Source organism: Micromonospora sp. NPDC051196 (genome assembly GCF_040682415.1).
Lineage (GTDB): Bacteria > Actinomycetota > Actinomycetes > Mycobacteriales > Micromonosporaceae > Micromonospora.
In genome coordinates this window covers 102,726-126,972 of record NZ_JBFBAY010000015.1, presented here as the reverse complement: position 1 = coordinate 126,972, position 24,247 = coordinate 102,726, and the positions used below count along the sequence as shown (strand labels likewise).

The window sequence follows — 24,247 nt, the reverse complement described above, 5'->3', positions numbered from 1 at the left end:
CGTCAGAGCCGGGTGCGCTCGCACTGCTGGACGTCGTACAGCTTCCACTCGCCGTCCACCTCGACGTACGCGTCGAGCCGGAAGTGGTCGTCGTCGATCGGGGTGTAAAAGTCCTTGGTCATCGTCCGGACGCCCACCTCGCCGACGACGTGCGAGCCGACGAACGCGAGGTGCCCGTCCTCCCACCCGGGTGACGTGGAGGTGCCCATCGTGCCCAGCGAGTCGACGTAGTAGGACTCGAAGTGGTTGTCCACCTCGCTCCACCCGATGATCCAGATGCCGTCCAGTTTGGGCGTGCCGTCCTGGTGCGTGGCGTGGAGATCCATCACGTAGTAGTGGCCGCCCATGATCGGCTTGGTCTCGGCCTCGAACTTCACGCCGGTGTTGAAGTGGCTGACCATCTTGCCGAGCAGGAAGTCAAGCTGTTGCAGCTCCTTCGCGGGCTCTTTGCGCTCCGCGACGGGTCGGCCGGTCGGCCGGTAGTTGTCCAGGTAGTCGAGCATCTTCTGGCTGTCTTCCATCTGGCCTCGGCCTTTCTTGAAGGGGCGGTTTGTGGGTGCGTGCGTCAGGACCGCGCCGAGGCCAGGCCCCGGACCATCCCGGCGATGCTCTGCACGTTCTTCAGGTCCTGGGCGTTGATCCGCGCAGGCGGGACGGTCACGCCCAGCTCGTCGCGGACGAAGGTGAGCAGGACCACGGTGTTCAGCGAATTGAGCACGCCCCATTCGAGCAGCGGGGTGCGCTCGTCGAGCTCGCCACGGGGATCGCCGTCGAGGAACCGCTCCTTGATGAAGGCGGTGATACGGCCGGCGACGTCGTCATCGGTCATCTGTCTTCCCTGTCGTCGATGCGGGCGGCGAGGGCCGTGCGGTCGACCTTGCCGTTGGGCGTACGGGGCAGCTCGGCGACGGCGATGATCTCGTCGGCGAGCATGTAGCGGGGGAGCCGTTCGGCGCAGTGGCGGCGCAGCTGCAACGGGCCCGGCTCGCGACCGTCGCGGCCGACCACGCAGGCGATGAGCCGCGAGTCCGCGCCCCGCCCGGTGACCAGCACCGCCGCCTCGGCCACGTCGACATGCGCGGTCAGCGTCGCCTCCACCTCGCCCAGCTCGATGCGATGCCCGCGAACCTTGACCATGTGGTCGCGGCGGCCGACGTAGTCCAAGACGCCGTCGGGCAGCACCCGGACCACGTCACCGGTCCGGTACGGGCCCTGCTGCGCCGGCCGCCCCCAGTAGCCGAGCATCACGGTCGGCCCGTCCACCAGCAGCTCGCCCTCGTCGCCCGGTCCACCCGGCGTGCCGTCGGCGCGCTCAGCCCAGACCCGGTCGCCACAGCTGGCCACCCCGATCGGCACCGGGCGATCCCGGTCCAGGTCGGCGGGACCCACCTCGTGCCAGGTGCAGACGTTCGTCTCGGTGGGGCCGTAGAGGTTCATCAGGCGGGCGTCGGTCCAGCCGGCCAACGCGCGTACCTGAGCGATCGGGAAGGGCTCACCGGCGAAGAGGACCGCCCGCAGATGCTCCGGCGCCGGCTGGTCGAGCAGCCCGCCCTGCCGGATCATCAGCGTCAGGGCGGACGGCACCGAGTACCAGACGGTGATCTCGTGGGCGCGCAGGAATGCGACGAGCTGATCCGGGGCGTACGACAGCTCGGCCGGCACGAGATGCACCGAGGCGCCGGTGGCGAACGCCGCGTACAGATCGAGCACCGACAGGTCGAAGGTCAGCGGCGCGTGGTTGGAGAACCGGTCGGCCGGCGACGGGTCGAGTACGTCGACCGCCCACTCCACGAACGCGGTGGCGTTGCGGTGGCTGATGCACACCCCCTTCGGGGCGCCGGTCGAGCCCGAGGTGTAGAGGATGTAGGCGAGGTCGTCAGGTTGCACCGACTCGTTGACCGGGCCGTGCGGGGCGTCCTGCACCTCGGACAGGTCGTGGCACGGAACACCGGCCTCGGTGAGCGCCGCGAGCCGGTCGACGGTGGTCAGCACCAGCCGGGCCGAGCAGTCCACGGCCAGCCCGGCGACACGCGCCACCGGGGAATTGCCGTCCGCGGGCACGTACGCGGCACCGAGCCGCAGCACCCCCTGCATCGCGGCGATGACGGCGATGCTCTTCTCGCCCCACACGATCACCCGGTCGCCGTGGACCACCCCGAGGCCGCGCAAGGTGTGTGCGACGGCGTCGGCCCGGCGGTCGAGTTCGGCGTACGTGAGCTCGCCGTCACCGGCCACCACGGCGGTCTCGACGGGAAACTTGGTGGCGGAGTCGATGACCAGGCGGTGGAGGTTCACAGGCCGACGCCCCTCACGAGGAGTTCCCGTTGGATCTCGGTGGTGCCCGAGAACAGCGTGCTGGGCAGGCAGTCGCGCAGTTGCTCGGCGATGCCGCCGCCGTTCAGGTAGCCGGCGCTGCCGAATATCTGGAACGCGTCGAGGCTGTTCGCGACGGCCGCCTCGCTGACCGCGACCTTTGACAGTGCCGCCGCTTCGACGTGGTCGCCGCCCCGGTCGAGCAGCCAGCAGGCCCGGTAGAGCAGCAGTCGCGCGCTCTCCAGGCGTTGTTTCATGCCGGCTATCCGGTGCGAGACGGCCTGGAACTCGCCGATCCGCCGGCCGAACTGGCGGCGCTGCCCGGCGTGCGCGACACACATCTCCAGCTGGCGGTCCATCAGTCCGACGTAGATGGCGAACAGGCAGGCCCGTTCCCACGCCATGGAGTGCTGGAAGATGGCCGCACCCTGGCCCTCGGTGCCGAGCAGATACTCCCGGGGCACCCGTGCGCCATCGAACCGTACCCGCCCGGCCAGACACCCGGTCAGGCCCAGCTTGTCCAACGGCTCGCCGACGACGACACCGGGCAGCTTGCGCGGCACCGCGAACGCCGAGACGCCGAGGAAGCCGGCCCTCGGGTTCGTCACCGCATAGGTGACCATGACGTCGGCGATCGGTGCGTTGCTGGCCCAGGACTTCTCGCCGTCGATGACGTAGTCGTCACCGTCCTGGCGTGCGGTCGCCGCGATCGCGCCGATGTCCGAGCCGGCCCCGTCCTCGGTCATCGCGTTGGCCGCGACCAGGGCGCCGGTGGCGAGCCCGCGCAGCAGGCGGTCGCGGGCCGGTGCCGCGGCGAAGTCCCGGATCGGCACCGCGCAGGCCAGCAGGTGTGCCGCGACCGCGAAGGTGAGGCCCGTGTCGGGGCAGGCGCGGCCGAACGCCTCCAGGCCCAGCGCCGTGTCCAGCGCCCCCAGCCCGCCGCCGCCGACCTCGGGCGGCAGGCAGAGCGCGGCAACCCCGGTGCCCGCCGCGGTGGTGAAGGCGGCTCGCGCCGCCTCCGGCCCGGCCTTTGCCGCCGACGTGCCGAACCGGTCGGCGACCTGGTCACGGATGTCGTCGTACAGCTTGCGCTGTCCGGCTGACAGCTCGAAGTCCATGGGTTCCGCCTTGTCCGCCAGGAGTGTCGCCGAACGATAGGCACGGCCCGTAACGGCAGTCAGCCCCTAGGCGGCCCCTAGCCTGCGCCCCTATCGGTGTAGTGGGTGTTAGGGGTGTTCCACGGTCCGACCCGCGCCCCATCATCGACGTGCGGCGGTTCCGGATCGTGCGTACGTCTCGGCCATGGGTCGCTGGTTCGTCGATGGCCGTTCCCTTGTCCCGTGTCCGGCACCGGAGTTTGTTCCGGTGCGGACCGCCAAGGCCAAAGACAGGGAGAATCCCAGTGGCGAGGCCGCATACAACCGTTGTCGACGAGGGCGCCCGGTCCGGTCAGGCCGAGCCCTCCGCCCATTCGTTCCTGCGCTCCCGACGAGCACGGCAGCAGCCCGAGTGGGAGGATCCCGTTGCGCTGCAACGGGTGCGGACGCAACTGGCGGCCAGACCGCCGCTGGTCCGCCCCGCAGATGTCGCCCTGCTGCGCGCCCAACTCGCTGTCGCGGCGGCCGGCTCCGCATACGTGGTGCAGGCCGGCGACTGCGCCGAGGATCTCGCCGAGTGCACCGCCGGGTACGTACAACGCAAGGCCGGCCTGATCGACGTGCTGGCCGGCACGCTGAAAATGATCGGCCACCGCCCGGTGATCCGTGCCGGTCGCCTGGCCGGCCAGTTCGCCAAGCCCCGCTCGCACACGACCGAGACGGTCAACGGGCAGGATCTGCCGGTCTTCCGCGGCCATCTGGTGAACGGCCCGGAGCCCGACCCGGCGGCCCGTCGCCCGGACCCCGACCGCATGCTGCTCTGCTACGACGCGGCGCAGGAGGCGATGACCCATCTCGGCTGGAGCGACGACGACGCCCGGTGGCGCCTCGACCCTCCGGTGTGGACAAGCCATGAGGCGTTGGTCATCGACTACGAGGCACCGCAGCTGCGCCGTGACGCCCAGGGCCGGCTGTTCCTGGCATCGACGCACTGGCCGTGGATCGGCGCGCGTACCGGTGACCCGGCCGGCATGCACGTCGCGATGCTGGCCGCGGTCGCCAACCCGGTGGCCTGCAAGGTCAGCGCCACCACCTCGGCGCGCGAGCTGGTGGCGCTGTGCGCGCGGCTCGACCCCGGCCGAGAACCGGGCCGACTCACGCTGATCGCCAGGATGGGCGCGGCGGCGGTGAGCGAGCACCTGCCGCCGCTGGTACGGGCGGTCCGGTCCGCGGGCCACCCGGTGCTCTGGCTGACCGACCCGATGCACGGCAACACCCGGCGGACCATCGAGAACTACAAGACCCGCTACCTCGACGCGGTCACCAGCGAGGTCCGCGACTTCCAGTGCGCCGTCCGCGGAGTCGGTGGGGTGGCCGCCGGCCTGCACCTCGAGGTGACGCCGGACCAGGTGACCGAGTGCGTGCTCGACGAGAGCCATGCCGACCGAGTCGGCGAGAAGTACACGACCCTGTGCGACCCGCGGCTCAACCCCGAGCAGGCGGTCACGGTGGTCAGCGCCTGGCGCGGCTGACCCCCGCACCGTCACGACAGCACGCTTCCACGACACGGAGGTCCTCGATGCACAACCAAGTCGCCCTGGTCACCGGCGCTGCGAGCGGGATCGGCGAGGCCGTGGCCCGCGCCCTCGCCCAACGGGGCGCCGTGGTGGCCGCAGTGGACCGCAACGAGGTCAGGCTCCGGGAGGTCGTCACCAAGCTGGTCGCCGACGGGCACCAGGCTCGGGCGTTCCCTGCCGACGTGTCCGACGCGGCGGCGGTGGAACGCGTCGTCACCGCCGTCGAGCGCCGGCTCGGACCGGTGGACCTGCTGGTCAACGCCGCCGGGGTGCTGCATCTCGGTCAGGCTCGCCAACTCACCGACCAGCAGTGGACCACCACTTTCGCGGTCAACGCGACCGGCGTCTTCCTGATGTCACGGGCGGTGGTGAACCGGATGGTGACGCGCAGCCGCGGCGCGATCGTGACGGTGGCCTCCAACGCGGCGGGCACGGCCCGGATGGACATGGCCGCGTACGCCGCGTCGAAGGCGGCCGCTGCCGCGTTCACCCGGTGCCTGGGCCTTGAGGTCGCCCGCTACGGGATCCGCTGCAACATCGTGGCGCCCGGCTCGACGGACACGCCGATGCTCGGGGCGCTGTGGCAGAACGGCGGCGGTCCGCAGGCCACCCTGCAGGGCTCGCTCGACGCGTACCGGGTGGGCATCCCGCTCGGCAAGCTGGCCCGGCCGGAGGACGTCGCCGAGGCGGTCCTGTTCCTGCTGTCCGAGCAGGCCAGCCACATCACCATGCACGCCATGACCGTCGACGGCGGCGCCACCCTCGGCGTCTGAAGGTCCCTGCCGTCATAGCCCAGTGAAGGAAGGCCATGTCCGGCATCCCTCGCATCGACCCGTACCCGATGCCCACCGCAGCCGATCTGCCCGCCAACGTCGCGGCGTGGCAGGTCGACCCGGCGCGGGCCGTACTGCTGATCCACGACATGCAGCGCTACTTCCTGAAGCCGTTTCCCGCCGGTTCGCCGCGCGAGGAGCTGCTCTCGAACGTTCACGTCCTACGGGAGCGCTGCGCGCAGGCCGGCATGCCGGTGGCGTGGACTGCCCAGCCGGGCAGTATGAGCGCCGCCGAGCGGGGGCTGCTGGCCGACTTCTGGGGTGCCGGGATGGCCGCCGTGCCGTCCGACCGTGAGGTGGTCGCGTCACTGCGGCCCGAGCCGGACGACTGGTGGCTCACCAAGTGGCGCTACAGCGCCTTCTTCCGCTCCGACCTGCTCGACCGGATGCGCGCGCACGGCCGTGACCAGCTGGTGCTGTGTGGGATCTACGCCCATGTCGGGGTGCTGGCGACCGCGATCGAGGCGTTCACCCACGACATCCGGACCACGCTCGTCGCGGACGCCGTCGCCGACTTCTCCGCCGACTACCACCACCTCGCGTTGCAGTACGCGGCGCAGCGGTGCGCGGTGGTCAGCACGGCCGCGAGCGTGCTCGGCGACCTGGCGGCAGCCGCCAGCGTGCTGGCCGGCCGGCCCGGGGGAGACGCGGCATGACCGGCGAACAGCTGCTCGACCGCATCCTCGGGGCGGCGTCGCCGGCGTTCGCGTTGCTGCACCGCCCCGAAACCGGCGAGGCCGGGACGGTCGAGCTGCTCACCGGCGAAGTACGGGCGGTGGACCGGCTCGCCGACCTGCCGCTGCCGGTGGCCGACCGGGCAGCTCCCGGTCGGCACGAGCTGCTGGCCGTCATCCCGTACCGGCGGATCGCCGAGCGCGGTTTCGCGTGCGTGGACGACGGCGCCTCGCTGCTGGCGATGAGCGTTACCGACCAGGCGACGATGCCGCTCGCCGTGTTGGCCGCCCGGCTTCCCGAGGCGGCGCCTTCGGTCGGCGAGGGCGCGTTCGACGTCGACGACGACGCGTACGCGGAACTGGTCCGACGGGTCCTGGCCGACGAGATCGGCAACGGTGAGGGCGCCAACTTCGTGATCCGGCGTACGTTCACCGTCGACATCAGCGATTACGACGTGCGTTCCGCGCTGGCCGTCTTCCGGCGGCTGCTCGCCCGGGAGACCGGCGCCTACTGGACGTTCATCGTGCACACCGGCGACCGCACGTTCGTCGGCGCGACCCCGGAACGGCACATCAGCCTCCGCGACGGCGTCGTCACGATGACCCCGATCAGCGGCACCTACCGTTACCCGCCGGCCGGCCCCGACCTGCCGCAGCTCCTGGAGTTCCTCGGCGACCGCAAGGAGACCGAGGAGCTCTACATGGTGATGGACGAGGAGCTGAAGATGATGGGCCGCATCTGTGCGCGCGGCGGCTGGGTGACCGGCCCGTACCTGCGCGAGATGACCCGCCTGGCGCACACCGAATATGTGATCAACGGCCGTACCGACCGCGACGTGCGCGAGATCCTGCGGGAGACGATGTTCGCCCCCACGGTTACCGGCAGCCCGCTGGAGAGCGCCTGCCGGGTGATCCGGCGCTACGAGCCCCAGGGCCGCCGCTACTACAGCGGGGTGCTTGCGCTGGTCGGGCGGGATCCGAGCGGCGCGGTGGTGCTGGACTCGGCAATTCTGATCCGTACGGCGGAGATCGACGCGACCGGGCGTACCCGGATCGGGGTCGGCGCCACGCTGGTCCGGCACTCGGACCCGTGGGCCGAGGTGGCCGAGACCCGCGCCAAGGCGGCCGGGCTGCTCACCGCGCTGGGCATCGGCGAGCCGGGCACCCTCGCCCTCCACCCCGAGGTACGGGGCGCGCTGGCCCGCCGTAACGCCGAGATCGGCGACTTCTGGCTGCGTGACGACCAGGGACGCGGGCAGCCGGACGGCGCGCTGGCCGGGCGCCAGGTGCTGGTGGTCGACGCCGAGGACAACTTCACCCTGATGCTCACCCAGCAACTCGGCGCGCTCGGTCTGACGGTGGACGTGCGCCGCTTCGACGAGCCGTACCGGCTGGACGGGTACGACCTGGTGGTGATGGGGCCCGGCCCGGGCGACCCGCGCGACCGGCGACATCCGAAGATCGCGCATCTGCGCCGGACCACCCGCCGCCTGCTGGACGAGCGCCGGCCGTTCCTCTCGGTCTGCCTCAGCCACCAGGTGCTCAGCCTGGAGCTGGGCTTCGACATTGCCCGCCGTGACGTGCCCAACCAGGGCCTGCAACGCGAGATCGACCTGTTCGGCCGGCGCGAGCGGGTCGGGTTCTACAACACGTTCGCCGCATGCAGTGACGACGACAAGGTCGAGTGCGCCGGCGTCGGTCCGGTCGAGGTGAGCCGCGACGAGCACACCGGCGAGGTGCACGCGCTGCGTGGGCCGCACTTCGCATCGCTGCAGTTCCACGTCGAGTCGGTGCTCACCCTCGACGGCGTACGCGTGCTCGGCGCGACGGTCCGGGGACTGGTGCCGGCATGAGCGCGCACGTCCTGATCGTCGGCGGCGGCATCGGCGGCCTGGCCGCAGCGTTGGCTGTGGTCCGGCACGGGCACCGTGTGACGGTTCTCGAACGGCATCCGCAGTTCACCGAGTTGGGCGCCGGGATCCAGCTGGCTCCGAACGCGTTCGAGGCGCTCGACCAGCTCGGCGTCGGTGACGAGGTGCGTCGGCGCGCGGTGTTCATCGACGAGCTGCGGCTGATGGACGGCACCACCGGCAAGCCGGTCGCGGCGATGCCGTTGACCGACCGCTACCGGCAGCGCTTCGGCAACCCGTACGTGGTGGTGCACCGCAACGACCTCTACCGGCCGCTGCTGGCCGCCTGCGGTGGCGTCGCCGGGGTGCAGCTGCGGGCGGGCGCCGCGGTCACCGGCTACGGGCAGGACGAGGCGGGCGTGACGGCGCGGCTGGAGACGGGCGAGGAGCTACGCGGCGACGTGCTGATCGGCGCCGACGGCATTCGCTCGGTCGTGCGCCGGCAGCTGATCGGCGACGGTGAGCCGCTGGTCTCGGGCCATACCATCTACCGGTCGCTGATTCCGATGCGGCTGGTCCCCGACGAGCTGCGGTGGAACACCGTGACGCTGTGGGCGGGCCCGCGATGGCACTTCGTCCACTACCCGGTCAGCGAGGGCGAGTTGCTCAACCTTGCCGCCGTGCGCGACGACGGCGCGACCGAGGCGGTCGTCGGCCGGCCTACCGAGCGGCGGCATGTGCTCGGCGAGTTCGCGCAGATGAGCGATGTGGCCCGCCAGTTGCTCGAACTCGGTGCCGAGTGGCGGTCCTGGGTGCTCTGCGATCGTGACCCGGCACCGGGGTGGACGGACGGGCGGGTCACCCTGCTCGGCGACGCCGCCCATCCGATGCTCCAGTACGCCGCCCAGGGTGCGTGCATGGCGCTGGAGGACGCGGTGCGGCTCGGTACGGTCTTCGCCGGGGCCTGCGACGACCTTCCCGGACGCCTGGCCTGCTACCAGGCAGCCCGGCTCGGTCGGACCGCCCGCGCCCAGCTCACCTCGCGGGCGATGACCGGGCTCTACCATCCGGCCGGCCCGGACGCGTGGCGTCGCAACGAGATGCTCGCCGGTCTCACCGCCGATCAGATGTACGAGAAGGTGGCCTGGTTGCACGGCGGCCCGGACGGAGGCTAGAGCCGCAGCAGCTCCTCGGCGTTGCGGTGGGCGATGCGGTCGCGGTCGACGGCGCTGGCCGGCAGGTGGTCGAGGAACGCCTTCGCCTTGCTCAGCGAGCCGTACGGGTAATCGGTGGAGAACATGATCCGATCCGCCCCGATCTGCAGGAACAGTGCCAGAAACGCGGGCACCGAGTGGATGCCGCTGAACGTGTAGTGCAGGTTCTGTCGCATGTAGTCACCGACCGGCCGGTGCAGCTCGGAGATCTGCACCGGCAGGGCCTGTTCGAGCCGGGGCAGCATGACCGGCAGCACCTCGCCCATGTGCCCGATGATCACCTGTAGCCGCGGGTAGCGGTCGAAGACACCGCTGAGGATCAGCCGTACGGCGTGGGTGGCGGTGTCGAGGTGCCAGCCCCACGCCGCGCTGGCGAAGGCGGCGGTCGTACCGGGGGAGAAGTTGCCGGCGTACTGGTCCTTGGCGTGGGGCGGCAGCGTCGGGTGCAGGTAGATCGGCACATCGAGCGCCTCGGCCCGCTCCATGATCGGCCAGAAGAACTCGTCGTCGAGGTAACGGCCGCGGGTATGGCCGTTGATCAGCGCACCCTTGAACCCGTGGTCGCGGACGGTGCGCGTGAGTTCGTCCGCGGCCGCTGCGGGGTCGCCGGTCGGCAGCGCGGCGAACCCGGCGAACCGGTCTGGGTGCCGCCCGACGGCCGCAGCGAGCTGGTCGTTCGAGTCGCGAGCGAGCTTCACCGCGTCGGCCGGGTCGGCCTGCTCGACGCCGGGAGTGGTCAGCGACAGCACCTGGACGTCGATGCCGGCGGCGTCCATCTCGGCGATGCGCTGGTCACCGAGGTCGCAGAGTTGCTCGACCAGCCGGTCGAAGCCGGCCGCCACGGTCGGGTGTGCCTTGGCCGCCTCGGCCTGCTCTGCGATCCCGCGTCCCGGTCCGGCCATGAACGTCGGCGTCGCGTAGTGCTCCTCGATGGCGATGATGCGCATGGTGAGCCCTCCTGTCCGTTACTTTGACAGTAGGCTCTCAACTGCGGTTTGGCTGTCAGTTCGGGATAGTCCGCCTCATCCGGCCTGGGCCGCGCGGTCGCACGCATCCTCGCCGACCAGGCGCGCGGCCAGCTCCGCGCGTCGCTTGACGTTCAGCTTGCGGAAGGCCTTCGTCAGGTGCTGCTCCACTGTGCTCACCGTGATGAAGAGCTGCTCCGAGATCTGCCGGTTGGTCTGGCCTTGGGCGGCCAGCGTCGCCACCCGACGCTCGGCCTCACTCAGCACGTCCACTCCGCACTCGTTCCGCGATTTCGGCTCGGCGACGCCCGGCTCCTCCCGCAGCAGCTGCTGTGTCAGCGGCGTCGCCCCGCACTCCTCGGCCAGGTGGAAGGCCCGGCGGAACAGCCGGCGGGCCCGCACCGGCTCGCGAACGGTGAGCAGGCGACGACCGGTGTCGGCGAGCGCCATGGCCAGTTCCATCCGGTCGCCGACCCGTTGCAGGTGGGTCACGGCGTCGCTGAGCAGCACCCGGCGCTCCTCCGGTGGCGACGTCGCGGCGAGTAGCCGTAGCGCCCGGCCGCGGGTGCGGTGGTCCACCGCACCGGAACGGTCGAGCTCGTCACGCAGCAGCCGTCGGGCGTCCGCCACGTCGCCGACGGACAGGCGCACCCGGGCCAGCTCCACCCGCCAGGACACGATGCCGGCGATGTCCGTCCGCCAGGCCGTCATCAGGTCGCGGCACCGGAGCAGATCCGCCTCCGCCTCGTCGGGCTGACCCATGGCGAGACGGTGGGCCGCCCGCGCGCCCAAGTACTGCAGGCCCAGCGGCGTCTCGAACATCCCCGGCGTGACCGGCACCGCCACCCAGCGTCGCGCCTCGTCGGCACGGTTCGTCGCGGTGGCCCCCTGGATCAGCGTGGCGAGCGGGCCCGCGCCGGCCACGCCCCACGCCTGCGGCATGGCGTCCCAGGCCTGGTGCGCGTACTGCCTGGCCCCGCGCAGATCGCCCAGCCGCAGCGCGGCCTCCGCCCGGATCGCCAGCAGCACCGAATGCCAGCTGGACACCGGGCGCAACGGCGGCCGGACCAGCAGCACGTCGGCCCAGGCGGCCGCCCGGTCGGCGCGGCCCGCCCAGATCAGCGCCATCAGCGGCGCGGTCAGCGGCCCGATCGAGCCGCCGTCGGCGTGGTGGCGCTGCAGGACCTGCTCGGCAGCACCGGTCACGTCGCAGTGCGCCTCGGGAAGCAGGCTCGTGGCGAGCACGGTGAGGGCCTCCCGTGCGGCGTGCGACGCCAGCGGCGGACCGGCCGCCAAGACCTTCCGCGTCCACGTCTCGCGGTGCGGGCTGTTGCCGGGACGCACCACGGCGGACAGCAACCGGGCCGATCCCGGTGCGTCGGCCGGCGCCGACGGGCCGACGAGCCGGTCCACCTCGTCGAACCGGCCCTGCCACAGCAGGAACGGCACTGCCGCCTCCGCGTCGTCAACCAGATCGGCCAGCTCGGCGGCGGCGTCGAGTGGGTTCATCTGCCAGCGGGCGGTGAGCCGCATCGCGGTGATGTCGACCCGGCGCTCGCCGGTCGGAACGGCGCGCTCGGCGAGTCCCAGGTACGCGCTGGCCAGCTCGGGCCGGCCGAGGGCCAGCGACTGGGCGGCGGACTCCTGTAACGCGGTCACTGCCCAGTCCGCCTCGGCCCGGTCCGCGGCCAGCAGGTGCCCGGCCACCTCACCCGGCTCCGCGCCGTGCTCGTCCAGCGTCGCAGCAGCTCGCTCGTGCAGCCGTTGCCGCCGCTCGGGCGCCATGTCGGCAAGGATCGACCGGCGCATCACCTGCTGTCGCAGTTGGCCGTTCTGCACCAGGCCCGACGCAGCCAGCACCCGCAGGGCGCGGTTCGCGACGGCCGGATCGACGTCGAGCACCTGGCTCAGCAATTCGACCGGCACCGGCCCGTCCAGGACGGCGAGCGCCTCGGCCACTTCCCTGGCGACCTGCTCGTGGCGGCGCAGCGAGTCGAGGACGGCCCGGCGGAAGCGGGCTTCCGACTCCGGGCCGGCGTTCGTGCGAGACTCCAGCAACGCCTGCGCGAGTATCGGATTACCGCCGGTCAGCGTCAGGCATTCGTCGGCCCAGGCGGCTGCGGCGTCGGGCGTGACCGCACCGGCCATCCGGGCCAGGGCGCCGTGCCGAAGCGGTGGCAGGACGAGCCGGGTGGTGTGCGGCTGGCTCAGCAGTTCCGCCCGGAACAGCGGGTAGCGCGGCTGCACGGTCGAGGACTCGGTGAGCAGCATCATGACGACGGCCTGGGCGTACCGCAGGCGGCGGACCACGTACAGCAGGGTGTGCAGCGACGCCGAGTCGGCCGCGTGCACGTCGTCGACGGCGATCACGACCGGCCGGCGCGCGGCGTGCTCCAGCAGTGCCGTGGAGATCTCCTGCAGCACCGCGCCGTGGACCCGTTCGTCGGAGCCGGCCGACGTGGTGATCGGATCGCCCGGCTCCGGCAGCGGTCCGGCGGATGTGGGATCGCCCAACTGATCGGCGATCCACCGCTTGGTCGCCGGGCTGATCGGTACTCCGGCGAGCAGTCGGTCGATCACCCCGAACCGCCGGTAGGCGCCGGCCGCGCCGCGAGAGGTGAGGAAGAGCGCCGGACCGTCCATCAGGTCGCGCCCGAACGCGTCGAGCACGCTGGACTTGCCGCTACCCACGGCGCCGGTCAGCAGCACCACCTGGCTACGTTGTCGCCGTACGCACTCGTCGAGTGTCGACCGCAGCTCGCTTATCTCTGTTTCTCGCCCCAGCAACATGTTGTGCCCCCCGTGGCAACCGTCTACCTCGCTGGGCGAGCGGGATCCAGCTCACGGTGTCGAAGCGTCCCCGCACGCCCCCCGGTCGTCAGCATCGACCGGACCGTCGCCCGGTCACGCACGCCTTCGGCGGGCCGGGCACCTGACTCACGTTCAATGACGCCGAGTCTGTCATCGCGTGGTGATGTCGTTCAATCTCCGGTCACCCCTGACCATTGGCGGACAGATGACTCGCCCACCGGAGAACTAGGGGTTGACTCCGCCGCTGACTGGGCCCGCAGCCGCAGCGCAAGCTCACCACGGTTGTCCACCTGGAGCTTCCGGTACGCCTTCGTCAGGTGCTGTTCCACGGTGCTGACGGTGAGGAACAGCGTGGCCGCGATCTCGCGATTGGTGTGGCCCTGCGCGGCCAGCGTCGCCACCCGGCTCTCCGCCGGGCTCAAGCCCTGCACGACGGCCGCCTCGTCGGTCCCCGCCGGCTGCGATTCACTCCTGCCCAGCGGTATCGCTGCCGGAAGGTCGCGGATCAGCGCGTTCGCGGCCCGGATCGCGCGCCGGGCATCGTGGGTACGCCGCACCGCCTGGTAGGCCCCACCCAGATCGAACAGCGCCTGCGCCTGCTCCACAACGTCACCGCCGTCGGCGAGGGCGTCGACGGCCTGTCGGAGCAGCCGGACCCGCTTCCCTGCGCCCGCCGTGGCCGACAGCACCCGCAGCGCCTTACCCCGCAGCCGCGACGCGGTGGTCGGCAGCGCGGAGAGATCCTCCAGGGCGAGCCGCCGGGCGTCGTCGGTGCGCCCGAGTCGCAGACAGGCCCGGGCGGCGTTGGTCCGCCAGGGCAGCAGCACCGGCAGATCGAGTTGCCAGGCGGCCATCAGCCTGCCGCACGTCTCGAAGTCGCGCAGCGCCGCCTCGGCGTCGTCGGTGAGTGCGTACTCCCCGCGGGCATGCAGGTAGAACAGGCCGAAGGGGGTGTCGAACATGGCCGGCGGCACCGGCGTACGCAATTGTTCGGCGGCTTCGTCGAAACGGCCCATCAACGTCAGGGCCCGTACCCGGATGGCCAGCGGATACCCGATAGCCACGCCCCAACTGCGCGGCCCGAGGTGCGTGAACGCCCGTTCGCCGAGGCCCTCGGCAGCCGCCGGGTCACCCCGGCGGACCGACACCTCGGCCATCAGGGCGTTCACCACGGCCAGCGCCGTGAAGTTGCCGTTACGCTCGGCCTGGTCGGCCACCAGCCGGCACCACGTCGTGGCCGCCTCGAGCCAGTCGGCGTAGATCAACGCGGCGAGCGCCCAGACCGCACACCACAGGTCTCGTTCGTCAGTACCGACGGCGCGCAGTATTCGCTCGGCGTCCCGGAGCGACCGGTGGTGCGCACCCCGGTGCAGCACGCTCGACAGCGTGGACAGCCCCTGCTCCAGATGCCAGACGTCATTTCCGATCGAGGAAGCGTTGCCGGGCGTCGTGCACCCGGACTCCGGTCGCGGGGCCGACATGGGATAGAGCATCCACAGGAATTCCAGGTACGTACCCAGCTCGACGGTCGCCGACGTGTCGCGTGCCCTCCGCCGCCGCTCATGGTGGATCAGGTGGACCGCGGTGTCCGCCTGCCCGTGCCAGAGAAGACCGCGCAGGGCCGACACGGTGCCGCTGAGACCCAGGTGGCCGTCGCGCACCGCCCGGACCACCGCGGGCAGATGGCGCACGGCGGCCTGTGGGTCCCGGCCCCACTCGGCCTGCGCCAGGGCGGCCTGGACCCGGGCCTGCTCGGTCACGTCCGAGCAGCGCCGGTTGGCCCAGCGCAGGTAGCGCAGCGCCAGTTCGCTGCGGCTCTCGCGGATCAGCTGCTCGCTAGCGGACACCATGGCGCGGATCATCCACGGCTCGGCGGTGTCGCCGGTCTCCAGCAGGTGCGGCGCCACCGTGGTGTGCGGCTCACCGTCGAGATACAGCCGCCGGGCCACCGCGTGGTGCAGCCGGACCCGTTCGGCGAGCGACATGGCATCGTGGATCGCATGCGCCACCGCGTGGTGCGCGACGCGATCATCGCGGACCAACCCGGCCGTTGTCTCCTCGGTGAGCCGCACCTCGCCCGCCGCGCCGTCGAGGTCGACGAGGTCGCGCAGCAGCGGGCCGCCGATGCGGTCGCCGGTGACCGCCAACGCCCGCAGCGTCGTGAGCACCACCGGCTCGCACCGGTGCAGGCAGGTCAGGATCGCCTCGCGGAACGCGTCGCCGGCGAGCGCGACGTCGGTGGCTCCGCAGCCGCGCTGGTCGTCGAGCAGGGCTCGGACCAGCAACGGGTTGCCGCCGCTCATCGCGTGCAGGTCACTGGTCAGGGCCTCCGCAGCCGCCGGACCGAGGCGTCGCGCCGTCATTGCCCGTACCTCGGCCGCCCCCAGCAGCGACAGGTGCAGCCGGAGCAGGCCGGGCCGGGGCAACAGGAGGGCGCGGGCCGCGAAGTGCCGCGGCGCGGCCTGCGGCGCCTTGGCGAGCACCATCAGCATGGGCAACGGGGTGATCTGGTCGCTCAGCGCGGCGAGGCAACGCAGTGAGGCCGAATCGGCCAGGTGAATGTCATCGACCACGACGACGGCCGGCGACGTGCCGAGGGCCCGGCCGAGCGCTTCGCCCCAGCAGGCGATCTCCTCGTCAGGGTGCCGGGCGGGTTCATGCCGGCCGCGATCGGGCGGATCGGCCGGCGGGACGCTGGCGCCTGCGGCATCGAGGAGCTGCCGCACGATGCCGAACGGCACGTCCTGCTCGGCGCGTGAGGCGGTGGCGGCGAGCAACCGTGCGCCGGAGTCGGCGACGTGCGGGAGGAACGCGTGCAGTAGGTGAGTCTTGCCGGTGCCCACGGCACCGGTGATCACCACGACGGGCGGGCCGGTCGGCGCCGCGCCGGTGTGACATCGGCCATCGAGCGCCGTGGCGAGGTGACGGAGCCCGTCGGCCGCCGTGCCGCCGGTGATGGGCCGGAACGGCACCTCAGCAGCCTGTGCGTGTTCGGATGGAGAGATCAGATTCATGCTATGTGCCGGCAACTCGTCAACCATTCCTAGATTGGCAACGGCAGCAAAGAAGAGTTGTAAGTTGGTGCACCGGAGCGGCCGAGAACTCGGCAATGATGGTAGTGCCGGCTGGAATTATGGCAGCCGCTGCGATTTGCACACAAGCACTTTTTTGAAAGACGCCTCCCGGATTTTGGGATGTTGGGTGACCGTGAGCCGGATAGTCCGTATTCGCCGGTTCACTCTGGGTGGTGCTGTCGACTGTGATTCGTACTCCAAGTCGGACTAAGAGCTGTTCAATCGGCTTGATCGGGTATCGCTCTTATTGACCTCTTGGGCGTTTTGCGCCCTTAATGATGGTCTGGTATTGAATGTCGCGATGTGGAAGTTCCCTCACGCATTCAGGAATTGCTGCCGTCCTGCAAATTGGGGCTGGATAATGGCTGCGCAGGCATCGGAGTCAAAGGAGCCGTGTGAATAGCAGCCCGCCGAACGTTCGAAGAGAAGTTCCAGATGGCGAGCAGGATCATCCGGGGCGGACCATTCTGTCGGATCAGCGATAACGAGCGCGCTGAAGGCGGCGTAGGGGCAGCAGTCAGGGGTTGGCGCCGCCCGGGGGACAGCCGATGATCGATCACAATGCCTGGAGACCGATCGAGGAGCCGCCATGGCCACCGCACCAGCCGAGCGATGGTTCCGCCGGTACCGTCCTGCGCCCGACAAGGCGGTGCAACTGCTGTGCCTGCCGCACGCCGGAGGCTCGGCCACGTTCTTCCATCCCCTGGCCCGTGCGCTGGCGTCGGAACTCGATGTGATCGGCGTGCAGTATCCCGGCCGGCAGGACCGGTGGGGCGAGACTCCGCTCGACGACCTGCGTACGCTCGCGGACCGGGTGTTCGAGGCACTGGCGACCCAGCCGGTGCGGCCACTCGTGATCCTCGGCCACAGCATGGGCGCGGTGCTCGGCTTCGAGGTGGCCCGCCGCGTCGAGGCGGCACGACCCGGGACGCTGCTCGGACTGATCGCCTCGGGCCGACGCTCGCCGACGGTCCACCGCGACGAGGACGTGCACCTGCGCGACAACGCCGGGCTCCTCGCCGAGGTGCGCCGGCTCAGCGGCGACGAACTCGAGGTCGTGGCCGACGAGGACCTGCTGCGGATGATCCTGCCCCCGCTGCGGGCCGACTTCTGCGCGGTGGAAACCTACCGGCTGCGTCCTGGCGACCGGCTGCGCGCGCCGATCACGGTGCTGACCGGCGACCGCGATCCCCAGGTGACGCTGCCCGAGGCGCGCGCCTGGGCGGGGCTGACCGACGGCGGGTTCGCGGTGCGCGTCTTCCCCGGTGGACACTTCTATCTCCAGCGGCAGCAGGAGGCGGTGTCGGCGGCCGTCGCGGACAGCGTCGCCGGTTTCCGACGTCAGGTGGCTGTCGGGTGAGGCCCTCGCCGTGATCGAACGGATCCTGCCGGCCGGGGTGGCGGCCGTCGAAAGCTTCGGCGACCAGGCCGGTATCCCGCTGTTCGCCGAGGAAGAGGCCGTGGTGGCCAGGGCGGTGGACAAGCGACGGCGCGAGTTCGCCGCGGTGCGGCACTGCGCTCGTACGGCGTTGGCGCGCCTGGGATACCCGCCGGGGCCGATCCTGCCCGGTACGCGTGGCGCCCCGCAGTGGCCGGCCGGTGTGGTCGGCAGCATGACCCACTGCGACGGCTATCGCGCGGCTGCCCTGGCCCACGCCACGGACGTCCTCTCGGTGGGCATCGACGCCGAACCCGCCGCGCCGCTGCCGCCGGGCGTACTCAGTGCCGTCGCAATGCCCTCCGAGCGCGAGTGGATCGCGAAGCTGGGTGCCGAACGGCCCGGCATCCCCTGGGATCGTCTGCTGTTCAGCGCCAAGGAGACGGTCTACAAGACGTGGTTCCCGTTGACCGGACGGTGGCTGGACTTCGCCGAGGCGGAGATCGTCGTGCGACCCGAGGAGGGGGCCTTCGCCGCGCGGCTGCTGGTGCCCGGGCCGCTGGTCGACGGCCGTGCGATCAATGCTTTCACCGGCCGGTTCGTCGTCGCCGACGGGCTCGTGCTCACCGCGATCGCCCTGGTCGCGTAGGGGTCCGCTTAAGGGTTGGCCGTCCACGGGGCCGCAGTTACCGTCAGCTACGGGATGTTCGCCGAGGCGGCACAGAGCAGTCCGCCGGTTGACCCCCCGTCACACGTCAACCTCTGTCGCGTCGCGACAAGAACGGAGGCCGTGTCATGACCGAGATCTCGAGTGCCACCCACCTGATCGACGCGGTGCTTGAGGGCGGGCCGGCCGACTTCCCGGCCGAGCTGCGCGCGCACCGGGTCGCGCCGACCGAGGAGAAGATCAAGGTCTGCTCGTACCGGGGCTACGAACACTTCGAGCGGGTCGGCGCGGCCGGCGACGACACTTCGCCTGTGGTGTTCCGGTGGACGGGCCGCACCCGGGTGGCCGAGTAGCCGAATACGATGACGAACCAGGAACTTCGGCAGTCCGCGATGGACGACTGGCGCTCGGCGGTGACCGCGGTGCTCCGCAGGAGCGGCCGGCTGGCACTCGAAGAGGCGCCACCCGACGTCGAGCGCTTGCTCAGCGTCGAGACGTACGACGGCATCCGCATCGACCCGCTCTACACCGCCGATGACGTCACCGTGTCGTGGGAACAACCGGGCGTGACGCCGTTCACCCGTGGCTCCCGGCCGCCGGGAACCCCCTGGGAGGTCCGGCAGCGACACGACGACACCGATCCGCAGCGCTGCGCCACGGCGATCCGCAACGACGTCGCGGGCGGCGTGGACAGCGTCTGGCTGTCAGTCGGACCGGCCGGGATCCCGCTCGATGCGCTACCGGTCGTGCTGGAGGCCGTCGATTTGCGGCGTACCACGGTCGTCCTGGACGCCGGCCCGGACGTGGCAGACGCATTTGCGGCGTTGTGTGCGGGTGGCGTCGCACCGAGCGGAAACCTGGGCCTCGACCCGGCGCTGTTCCCGGAACTAGCGCTGCGGTGTGCCACCGAACTGCCCGGGATGCGGGCCGTGACCGTGGATGCCACCGTCCACCACGACGCGGGTGGCTCCGACGCCGACGAACTCGGCTGTGCTCTCGCGGCCGGCGTGACCCACCTACGGGCCCTGGTCGTGGCCGGGCTGCGCGTCCCGCAGGCCTTGGGGCAGATGGAGTTCCGGTATGCCGCGACCGCCGACCAGTTCCTCACCATCGCCAAGCTGCGGGCGGCGCGTCGACTCTGGGCCCGAGTGGCACAGTTGTGCGGTGCCCCCGAGGCGGGCGCGCAGCGGCAACACGCCGTCACCTCGTCGGTGATGATGACCGCCCGTGACCCCTGGACCAACATGCTGCGCACCACGGTCGCGGCGTTCAGCGCCGCGGTCGGTGGCGCCGACGCGATCACCGTGCAGCCCTACGACTCCTGCCTCGGGGTGTCCGACGAGCCGGCTCGCCGGCTCGCCCGCAACACCCTGGCCGTGTTGCGTGAGGAGGCGCACCTTGGCCGGGTGGCCGACCCGGCCGGCGGCTCCTGGTACGTCGAGAGCCTGACCGACGAGCTCGCGCAGCGGGCCTGGCAGTGGTTCACCGACATCGAGCGGGCCGGCGGGATGGCGGCCGCGCTCGCCTCGGGGCTGGTGGCGGAACGACTGGCGGCGACCTGGGAACGGCGTGCCGCCAATCTCGCGCATGGTGTCGACCGCATCACCGGAGTGAGCGAGTTCCCGGACGTGCACGAGGTACGGCCGCACCGCCTCGCCCGGTCCGCGGCCCTGCCGCTGCTTCGTCATGCGGCCGTCTTCGAGGCGCTGCGCGACCGCGTCGACCGGCACACCGAGGCTACCGGGGCCAGGCCGGTCGTGCTGCTCGTACCCGTCGGCGCGGCCGGCGCACCGGAGACGACCTGGGCGACCAACCACTTCGCCGTCGCCGGACTCACCGCCGAGGTCGCCGTGGCGACCGACGCCGACGGCGTGGCCGAAGCCCTGATCCGGGCGGGCACCACCGTCGCCTGCCTCTGCGGCGGCGTCGACGACCCGGCGCGGACGGCCGAGTTGACCAAGGCGTTGTCGAACGCCGGAGCCACCCGGATCTGGGCGACCGGCAAGCCGTCGGACCGGCCCGGCGTGGACGGGTATCTGCACCGTGGCTGCGACGTCGTCGACGCCCTCCGGAGCACCCTGGACACATTGGAAGTAGCGGAATGATCCCGAGCTTCGCCGACGTGCCGCCGGTGTGGCACACCCCCGAAGGCATCGACGTCAAGGCGTGCTACGACGAGGCCGACCTGGCCGGGCTGGACCTGTCGTCCTTTCCGGGCGCGCCGCCCTACCTGCGCGGCCCGTACCCGACGATGTACACCACCCAGCCGTGGACGATTCGGCAGTACGCGGGCTTCTCCACCGCCGAGGAGTCGAACGCCTTCTACCGCCGCAACCTGGCGGCCGGGCAGAAGGGCCTGTCGGTGGCGTTCGACCTGGCGACGCACCGCGGCTACGACTCGGACCATCCCCGGGTGGCCGGCGACGTCGGGATGGCCGGCGTGGCGATCGACTCGGTTGCCGACATGCAGCGGCTCTTCGACGGCATCCCGCTCGGCCGTACCAGCGTCTCGATGACGATGAACGGCGCGGTGCTCCCAGTGTTGGCGATGTACGTCGTCGCGGCCGAGGAACAGGGCGTGCCGCCGGAGCAGTTGGCCGGCACGATCCAGAACGACATCCTCAAGGAGTTCATGGTCCGCAACACCTACATCTACCCGCCGGCGCCGTCGATGCGGATAGTGGCCGACGTGTTCGCCTGGACCGCCGCGCGGACTCCGAAGTTCAACTCGATCTCCATCTCCGGCTATCACATGCACGAGGCCGGTGCCACGGCCGACCTGGAGCTCGCGTACACCCTGGCCAACGGTGTCGAGTACCTGCGCGCCGGGCAGGCCGCCGGGCTCGCGGTGGACGCCTTCGCGCCCCGGCTGTCGTTCTTCTGGGCGGTGGGCATGAACTTCTTCATGGAGGTGTCCAAGCTGCGCGCGGGGCGGCTGCTGTGGGCGCGGCTGGTCCGCGAGAACGGTGGCGAGTCGGCGAAGTCGCTGAGCCTGCGCGCCCACTGCCAGACCTCCGGGTGGTCCCTGACCGCGCAGGACGTCTACACCAACGTCGTACGTACCTGCGTCGAAGCCATGGCGGCCACCCAGGGCCATACGCAGTCGCTGCACACCAACGCCCTGGACGAGGCGCTGGCGCTGCCCGGCAGGTTCTCCGCCCGCATCGCCCGCAACACCCAACTGCTGCTGCAACACGAGTCGGGAACCACGCGAGTGATCGACCCGTGGGGTGGCAGTGCGTACGTCGAGCGGCTGACCCGGCAACTGGCCGACCGGGCCTGGGCCCACCTCACCGAGGTCGAGGAGGCGGGTGGCATGGCGCGGGCGATCGAGCAGGGTATCCCGAAGCTGCGCATCGAGGAGGCAGCTGCCCGCAGCCAGGCCCGGATCGACGCGGGCCGTCAACTGATCATCGGCGTCAACGCGCTGCGTGCCGAGACCGAGGAGCCGGTCGAGGTGCTCAAGGTGGACAACTCCGCGGTTCGGGCGGTGCAGATCGAGAGGCTGCGGCGACTGCGCCGTGAGCGGGACGAGTCGGCGTGTGTCGCGGCCCTGGAACGGCTCACCCGGGCGGCCGGCGACGGCCCCGGCGGGCTCGACACCAACCTGCTGACCCTGTCGGTCGAGGCGGCGCGGCTGCGGGCCACCGTCGGCGAGATCTCCCTCGCGCTGGAGCGGGCGTACGGGCGACACACGGCCGAGGTACGCACGTTGTCCGGTGTCTACTCTGCGGAGCTGGCCGGCGACGCCCGGGTCGAGCAGGTCCGCACCGCGGTGGCCGCCTTCGCCGAGGCAGAGGGCCGCCGTCCACGCCTGTTGGTGGCCAAGATCGGCCAGGACGGCCACGACCGTGGGCAGAAGGTCGTCGCCACCGCGTTCGCTGATTTCGGCTTCGACGTGGACGTCGGCCCGCTGTTCCAGACGCCGGCCGAGGTGGCCCTGCAGGCCGCAGACGCCGACGTGCACCTGATCGGCGTCAGCTCGCTTGCCGCCGGACACCTGACGCTGGTGCCGCAGCTGCGGCGCGAGCTGGACCGGCTGGGCTTCCCCGGCATCCTGATCGTGGTCGGCGGGGTGATCCCGCCGGGCGACCACGCCGAGCTGCGGGCGGCCGGCGCGGTGGCCATCTTCGGGCCGGGCACCGTGCTGGCCGAGTCGGCGCTCAGCCTGCTGGACCTGCTGGCCGAGCACCGAAAGACACCGTGACCGGGCGGCCGCCGGACGCCCGGGCGTACGCGGCCGCAGTGCGGGCCGGCGACCGGGCCGGGATCGCCCGCGCCATCACGCTGATCGAGTCCACCCGCCCCGATCACCGGGCCGTGGCCCTCGACCTGCTGACCGAGCTGGGTCCGCACACCGGCGGGTCGCGGCGGGTCGGCGTGACCGGGGTGCCCGGCGCCGGCAAGTCCACGTTCATCGACGCAGTCGGATCGGTGCTGACCGGCAGCGGGCACCGGGTGGCGGTGCTGGCCGTCGACCCGTCCTCGACGCGCACCGGCGGTAGTGTTCTCGGCGACCGTACGCGGATGGCCCGCCTCGCCGCAGACCCTGCGGCCTTCGTCCGCGCGTCCTGCTCCGGCGGTGTGCTGGGCGGCGTCGCGGACCGCACGTCCGAGACGATTCTGGTGATGGAGGCGGCCGGCTACGACGTCGTGCTGGTCGAGACGGTCGGCACCGGCCAGTCCGAGCTGGACGTGGCCGGGCTGGTCGACGTGGTGCTGCTGGTGATGGTGGCCGGCGGCGGCGACGGGCTTCAGCACATCAAGATGGGCGTGCTCGAGGTCGCAGACCTGATCGCGGTGAACAAGGCGGACGGCGGTGGTGAGGCGGCCGCCGGTGAGCTCGCCGGTGCTTTGCGGCTGGTGAACGGCGGCCGGGCGCGTACGCCGGTGGTGACGTGCAGCGCGCTCACCGGTGCCGGCCTGGCGGACGTGTGTGCGCGGCTGCGCGAGCAGCACGACGGTCTGCTGGCATCGGGCCGGTTGGCGGCCCGCCGCCGCGACCAGCAGGTGGCGCAGATGTGGCGCGCGGTACGGACCACCCTGCTGACCGAGTTCAACAACGACGTCGCGGTGGCGGCCGCCGCCGTGACCCTGCAGGCCGCCGTACGCTCCGGCGAGCTACCGCCAGCGCGGGCCGCCGAGCGGCTCGTGGCCGCGTTCCGAGTCGAGCGAGAGGTGGCGACGCCATGACCGAGCCCGTTGGACTGTTACGGATCGACCACGTCGGGGTGGCGGTGGGCGACCTGGACGCCGCGCTGGCGCTCTACGAGGGAACCTTCGGCATGCGCCGGGTCCACGAGGAGGCCAACGCCGAGCAGGGCGTCCGCGAGGTGATGCTGGCAGCCGGTCCCGGCGACGAAGGGGCCCGGATCCAGTTGCTCGCCCCGCTGACGCCGGAGTCGCCGATCGCGAAGTTCCTGGACCGCCGCGGGCCGGGCTTGCAGCAGTTGGCCTTCGTCGTCGAGGACGTCGACGCGACCGCCGATGCACTGCGCGCCCGCGGGGTGCGGCTGCTCTACGAGTCGGCGCGGCCCGGCACCGCCGGATCGCGGATCAACTTCATCCACCCCAAGGACGCCGGTAACGTGCTGGTGGAGATAGTCGAACCTCGGTAGGAGCGGCCGGCGTGTGCCGGTGACGCCGTCTGGCGTACTCGTCGAAGCGTTCATCCGCCCGGGAAACCGCTCGGTGCTTCCCTCCATGATGGACGGCGATCGCCATCGCAGGCTTCTCGGACGGTGCGCTGTCGACCTGCGGTGGGTGGCGCAGTCCGGCACGCAATCCAGGAGAT

The 24,247-nt window shown here is 71.5% G+C and carries 19 protein-coding genes; 12 read left to right on the top strand and 7 right to left on the bottom strand.

The features are described 5' to 3' along the window. Window positions 1–2: 2 nt before the first annotated feature. Genes AB0M35_RS24445 through AB0M35_RS24430 form a run of 4 tightly spaced genes read right to left on the bottom strand, consistent with a single transcriptional unit; the run spans window position 3 to window position 3,431 of the window. Window positions 3–521, bottom strand: coding sequence for a DUF1579 family protein (locus tag AB0M35_RS24445; RefSeq protein ID WP_363748122.1), 519 nt, complete (start codon window positions 519–521; stop codon window positions 3–5). 44 nt (window positions 522–565) lie between these two features. After that, entirely contained in the window at window positions 566–829 is a 264-nt protein-coding gene (locus tag AB0M35_RS24440; RefSeq protein ID WP_363748120.1) for a phosphopantetheine-binding protein, read from the bottom strand. Then, window positions 826–2,295, bottom strand: a complete 1,470-nt coding sequence (locus AB0M35_RS24435) for an amino acid adenylation domain-containing protein (RefSeq protein ID WP_363748118.1) — start codon at window positions 2,293–2,295, stop codon at window positions 826–828. The genes AB0M35_RS24440 and AB0M35_RS24435 overlap by 4 nt, the downstream gene beginning before the upstream one ends. Continuing rightward, window positions 2,292–3,431 (bottom strand): acyl-CoA dehydrogenase family protein, encoded by a 1,140-nt coding sequence (locus AB0M35_RS24430; RefSeq protein ID WP_363748116.1) that lies wholly within the window; start codon window positions 3,429–3,431, stop codon window positions 2,292–2,294. The genes AB0M35_RS24435 and AB0M35_RS24430 overlap by 4 nt, the downstream gene beginning before the upstream one ends. 284 nt (window positions 3,432–3,715) lie before the next feature. Between AB0M35_RS24430 and AB0M35_RS24425 the strand changes: the two genes are divergently transcribed. The 5 genes from AB0M35_RS24425 to AB0M35_RS24405 are packed head-to-tail and all read left to right on the top strand — an operon-like array spanning window position 3,716 to window position 9,519. Continuing rightward, entirely contained in the window at window positions 3,716–4,942 is a 1,227-nt protein-coding gene (locus AB0M35_RS24425; RefSeq protein WP_363748114.1) for a 3-deoxy-7-phosphoheptulonate synthase, read from the top strand. Window positions 4,943–4,989: 47 nt separating this feature from the next. Beyond that, entirely contained in the window at window positions 4,990–5,760 is a 771-nt protein-coding gene (locus tag AB0M35_RS24420; RefSeq protein WP_363748112.1) for a 2,3-dihydro-2,3-dihydroxybenzoate dehydrogenase, read from the top strand. Between the two features lie 35 nt (window positions 5,761–5,795). Beyond that, on the top strand, window positions 5,796–6,476 hold the full coding sequence (locus AB0M35_RS24415) for an isochorismatase family protein (protein WP_363748110.1): 681 nt from the start codon (window positions 5,796–5,798) through the stop codon (window positions 6,474–6,476). Beyond that, complete coding sequence (locus AB0M35_RS24410) at window positions 6,473–8,347, top strand: anthranilate synthase family protein (RefSeq protein ID WP_363748108.1); 1,875 nt, start codon at window positions 6,473–6,475, stop codon at window positions 8,345–8,347. Before AB0M35_RS24415 ends, AB0M35_RS24410 begins: the two co-directional genes overlap by 4 nt. Next, window positions 8,344–9,519: a 3-hydroxybenzoate 6-monooxygenase gene (locus tag AB0M35_RS24405; RefSeq protein ID WP_363748106.1), complete on the top strand. Its 1,176-nt coding sequence runs from the start codon at window positions 8,344–8,346 to the stop codon at window positions 9,517–9,519. Before AB0M35_RS24410 ends, AB0M35_RS24405 begins: the two co-directional genes overlap by 4 nt. Here the strand turns inward: AB0M35_RS24405 and AB0M35_RS24400 are convergent. The 3 genes from AB0M35_RS24400 to AB0M35_RS24390 all read right to left on the bottom strand — a co-directional run bounded on the left by AB0M35_RS24400 (window position 9,516) and on the right by AB0M35_RS24390 (window position 16,306). Continuing rightward, the gene (locus tag AB0M35_RS24400; protein ID WP_363748104.1) at window positions 9,516–10,505 is read right to left on the bottom strand and encodes an amidohydrolase family protein; all 990 of its coding nucleotides are present in this window, start codon (window positions 10,503–10,505) and stop codon (window positions 9,516–9,518) included. The genes AB0M35_RS24405 and AB0M35_RS24400 overlap by 4 nt on opposite strands. Window positions 10,506–10,580: 75 nt before the next feature. Next, the gene (locus AB0M35_RS24395) at window positions 10,581–13,313 is read right to left on the bottom strand and encodes an AAA family ATPase (RefSeq protein ID WP_363748102.1); all 2,733 of its coding nucleotides are present in this window, start codon (window positions 13,311–13,313) and stop codon (window positions 10,581–10,583) included. A gap of 191 nt (window positions 13,314–13,504) precedes the next feature. Further along, on the bottom strand, window positions 13,505–16,306 hold the full coding sequence (locus AB0M35_RS24390) for an AAA family ATPase (protein ID WP_363748100.1): 2,802 nt from the start codon (window positions 16,304–16,306) through the stop codon (window positions 13,505–13,507). A 691-nt stretch (window positions 16,307–16,997) separates the two neighbouring features. Between AB0M35_RS24390 and AB0M35_RS24385 the strand changes: the two genes are divergently transcribed. The 7 genes from AB0M35_RS24385 to mce all read left to right on the top strand — a co-directional run bounded on the left by AB0M35_RS24385 (window position 16,998) and on the right by mce (window position 24,071). Further along, window positions 16,998–17,768, top strand: coding sequence for an alpha/beta fold hydrolase (locus AB0M35_RS24385; RefSeq protein ID WP_363748098.1), 771 nt, complete (start codon window positions 16,998–17,000; stop codon window positions 17,766–17,768). Between the two features lie 10 nt (window positions 17,769–17,778). Further along, window positions 17,779–18,435, top strand: a complete 657-nt coding sequence (locus AB0M35_RS24380) for a 4'-phosphopantetheinyl transferase superfamily protein (RefSeq protein ID WP_363748096.1) — start codon at window positions 17,779–17,781, stop codon at window positions 18,433–18,435. Window positions 18,436–18,581: 146 nt separating this feature from the next. Further along, complete coding sequence (locus AB0M35_RS24375; RefSeq protein WP_363748094.1) at window positions 18,582–18,806, top strand: DUF5988 family protein; 225 nt, start codon at window positions 18,582–18,584, stop codon at window positions 18,804–18,806. 9 nt (window positions 18,807–18,815) lie between these two features. Further along, complete coding sequence (locus tag AB0M35_RS24370) at window positions 18,816–20,558, top strand: methylmalonyl-CoA mutase subunit beta (protein WP_363748092.1); 1,743 nt, start codon at window positions 18,816–18,818, stop codon at window positions 20,556–20,558. After that, a complete protein-coding gene (scpA, locus tag AB0M35_RS24365) occupies window positions 20,555–22,660 on the top strand; it encodes a methylmalonyl-CoA mutase (protein WP_363748090.1) in 2,106 nt (701 codons plus the stop codon). The genes AB0M35_RS24370 and scpA overlap by 4 nt, the downstream gene beginning before the upstream one ends. After that, window positions 22,657–23,646, top strand: a complete 990-nt coding sequence (gene meaB / locus AB0M35_RS24360) for a methylmalonyl Co-A mutase-associated GTPase MeaB (protein WP_363748089.1) — start codon at window positions 22,657–22,659, stop codon at window positions 23,644–23,646. The genes scpA and meaB overlap by 4 nt, the downstream gene beginning before the upstream one ends. Next, window positions 23,643–24,071, top strand: a complete 429-nt coding sequence (gene mce, locus AB0M35_RS24355; RefSeq protein ID WP_363748087.1) for a methylmalonyl-CoA epimerase — start codon at window positions 23,643–23,645, stop codon at window positions 24,069–24,071. Before meaB ends, mce begins: the two co-directional genes overlap by 4 nt. Window positions 24,072–24,247 lie beyond the last annotated feature (176 nt).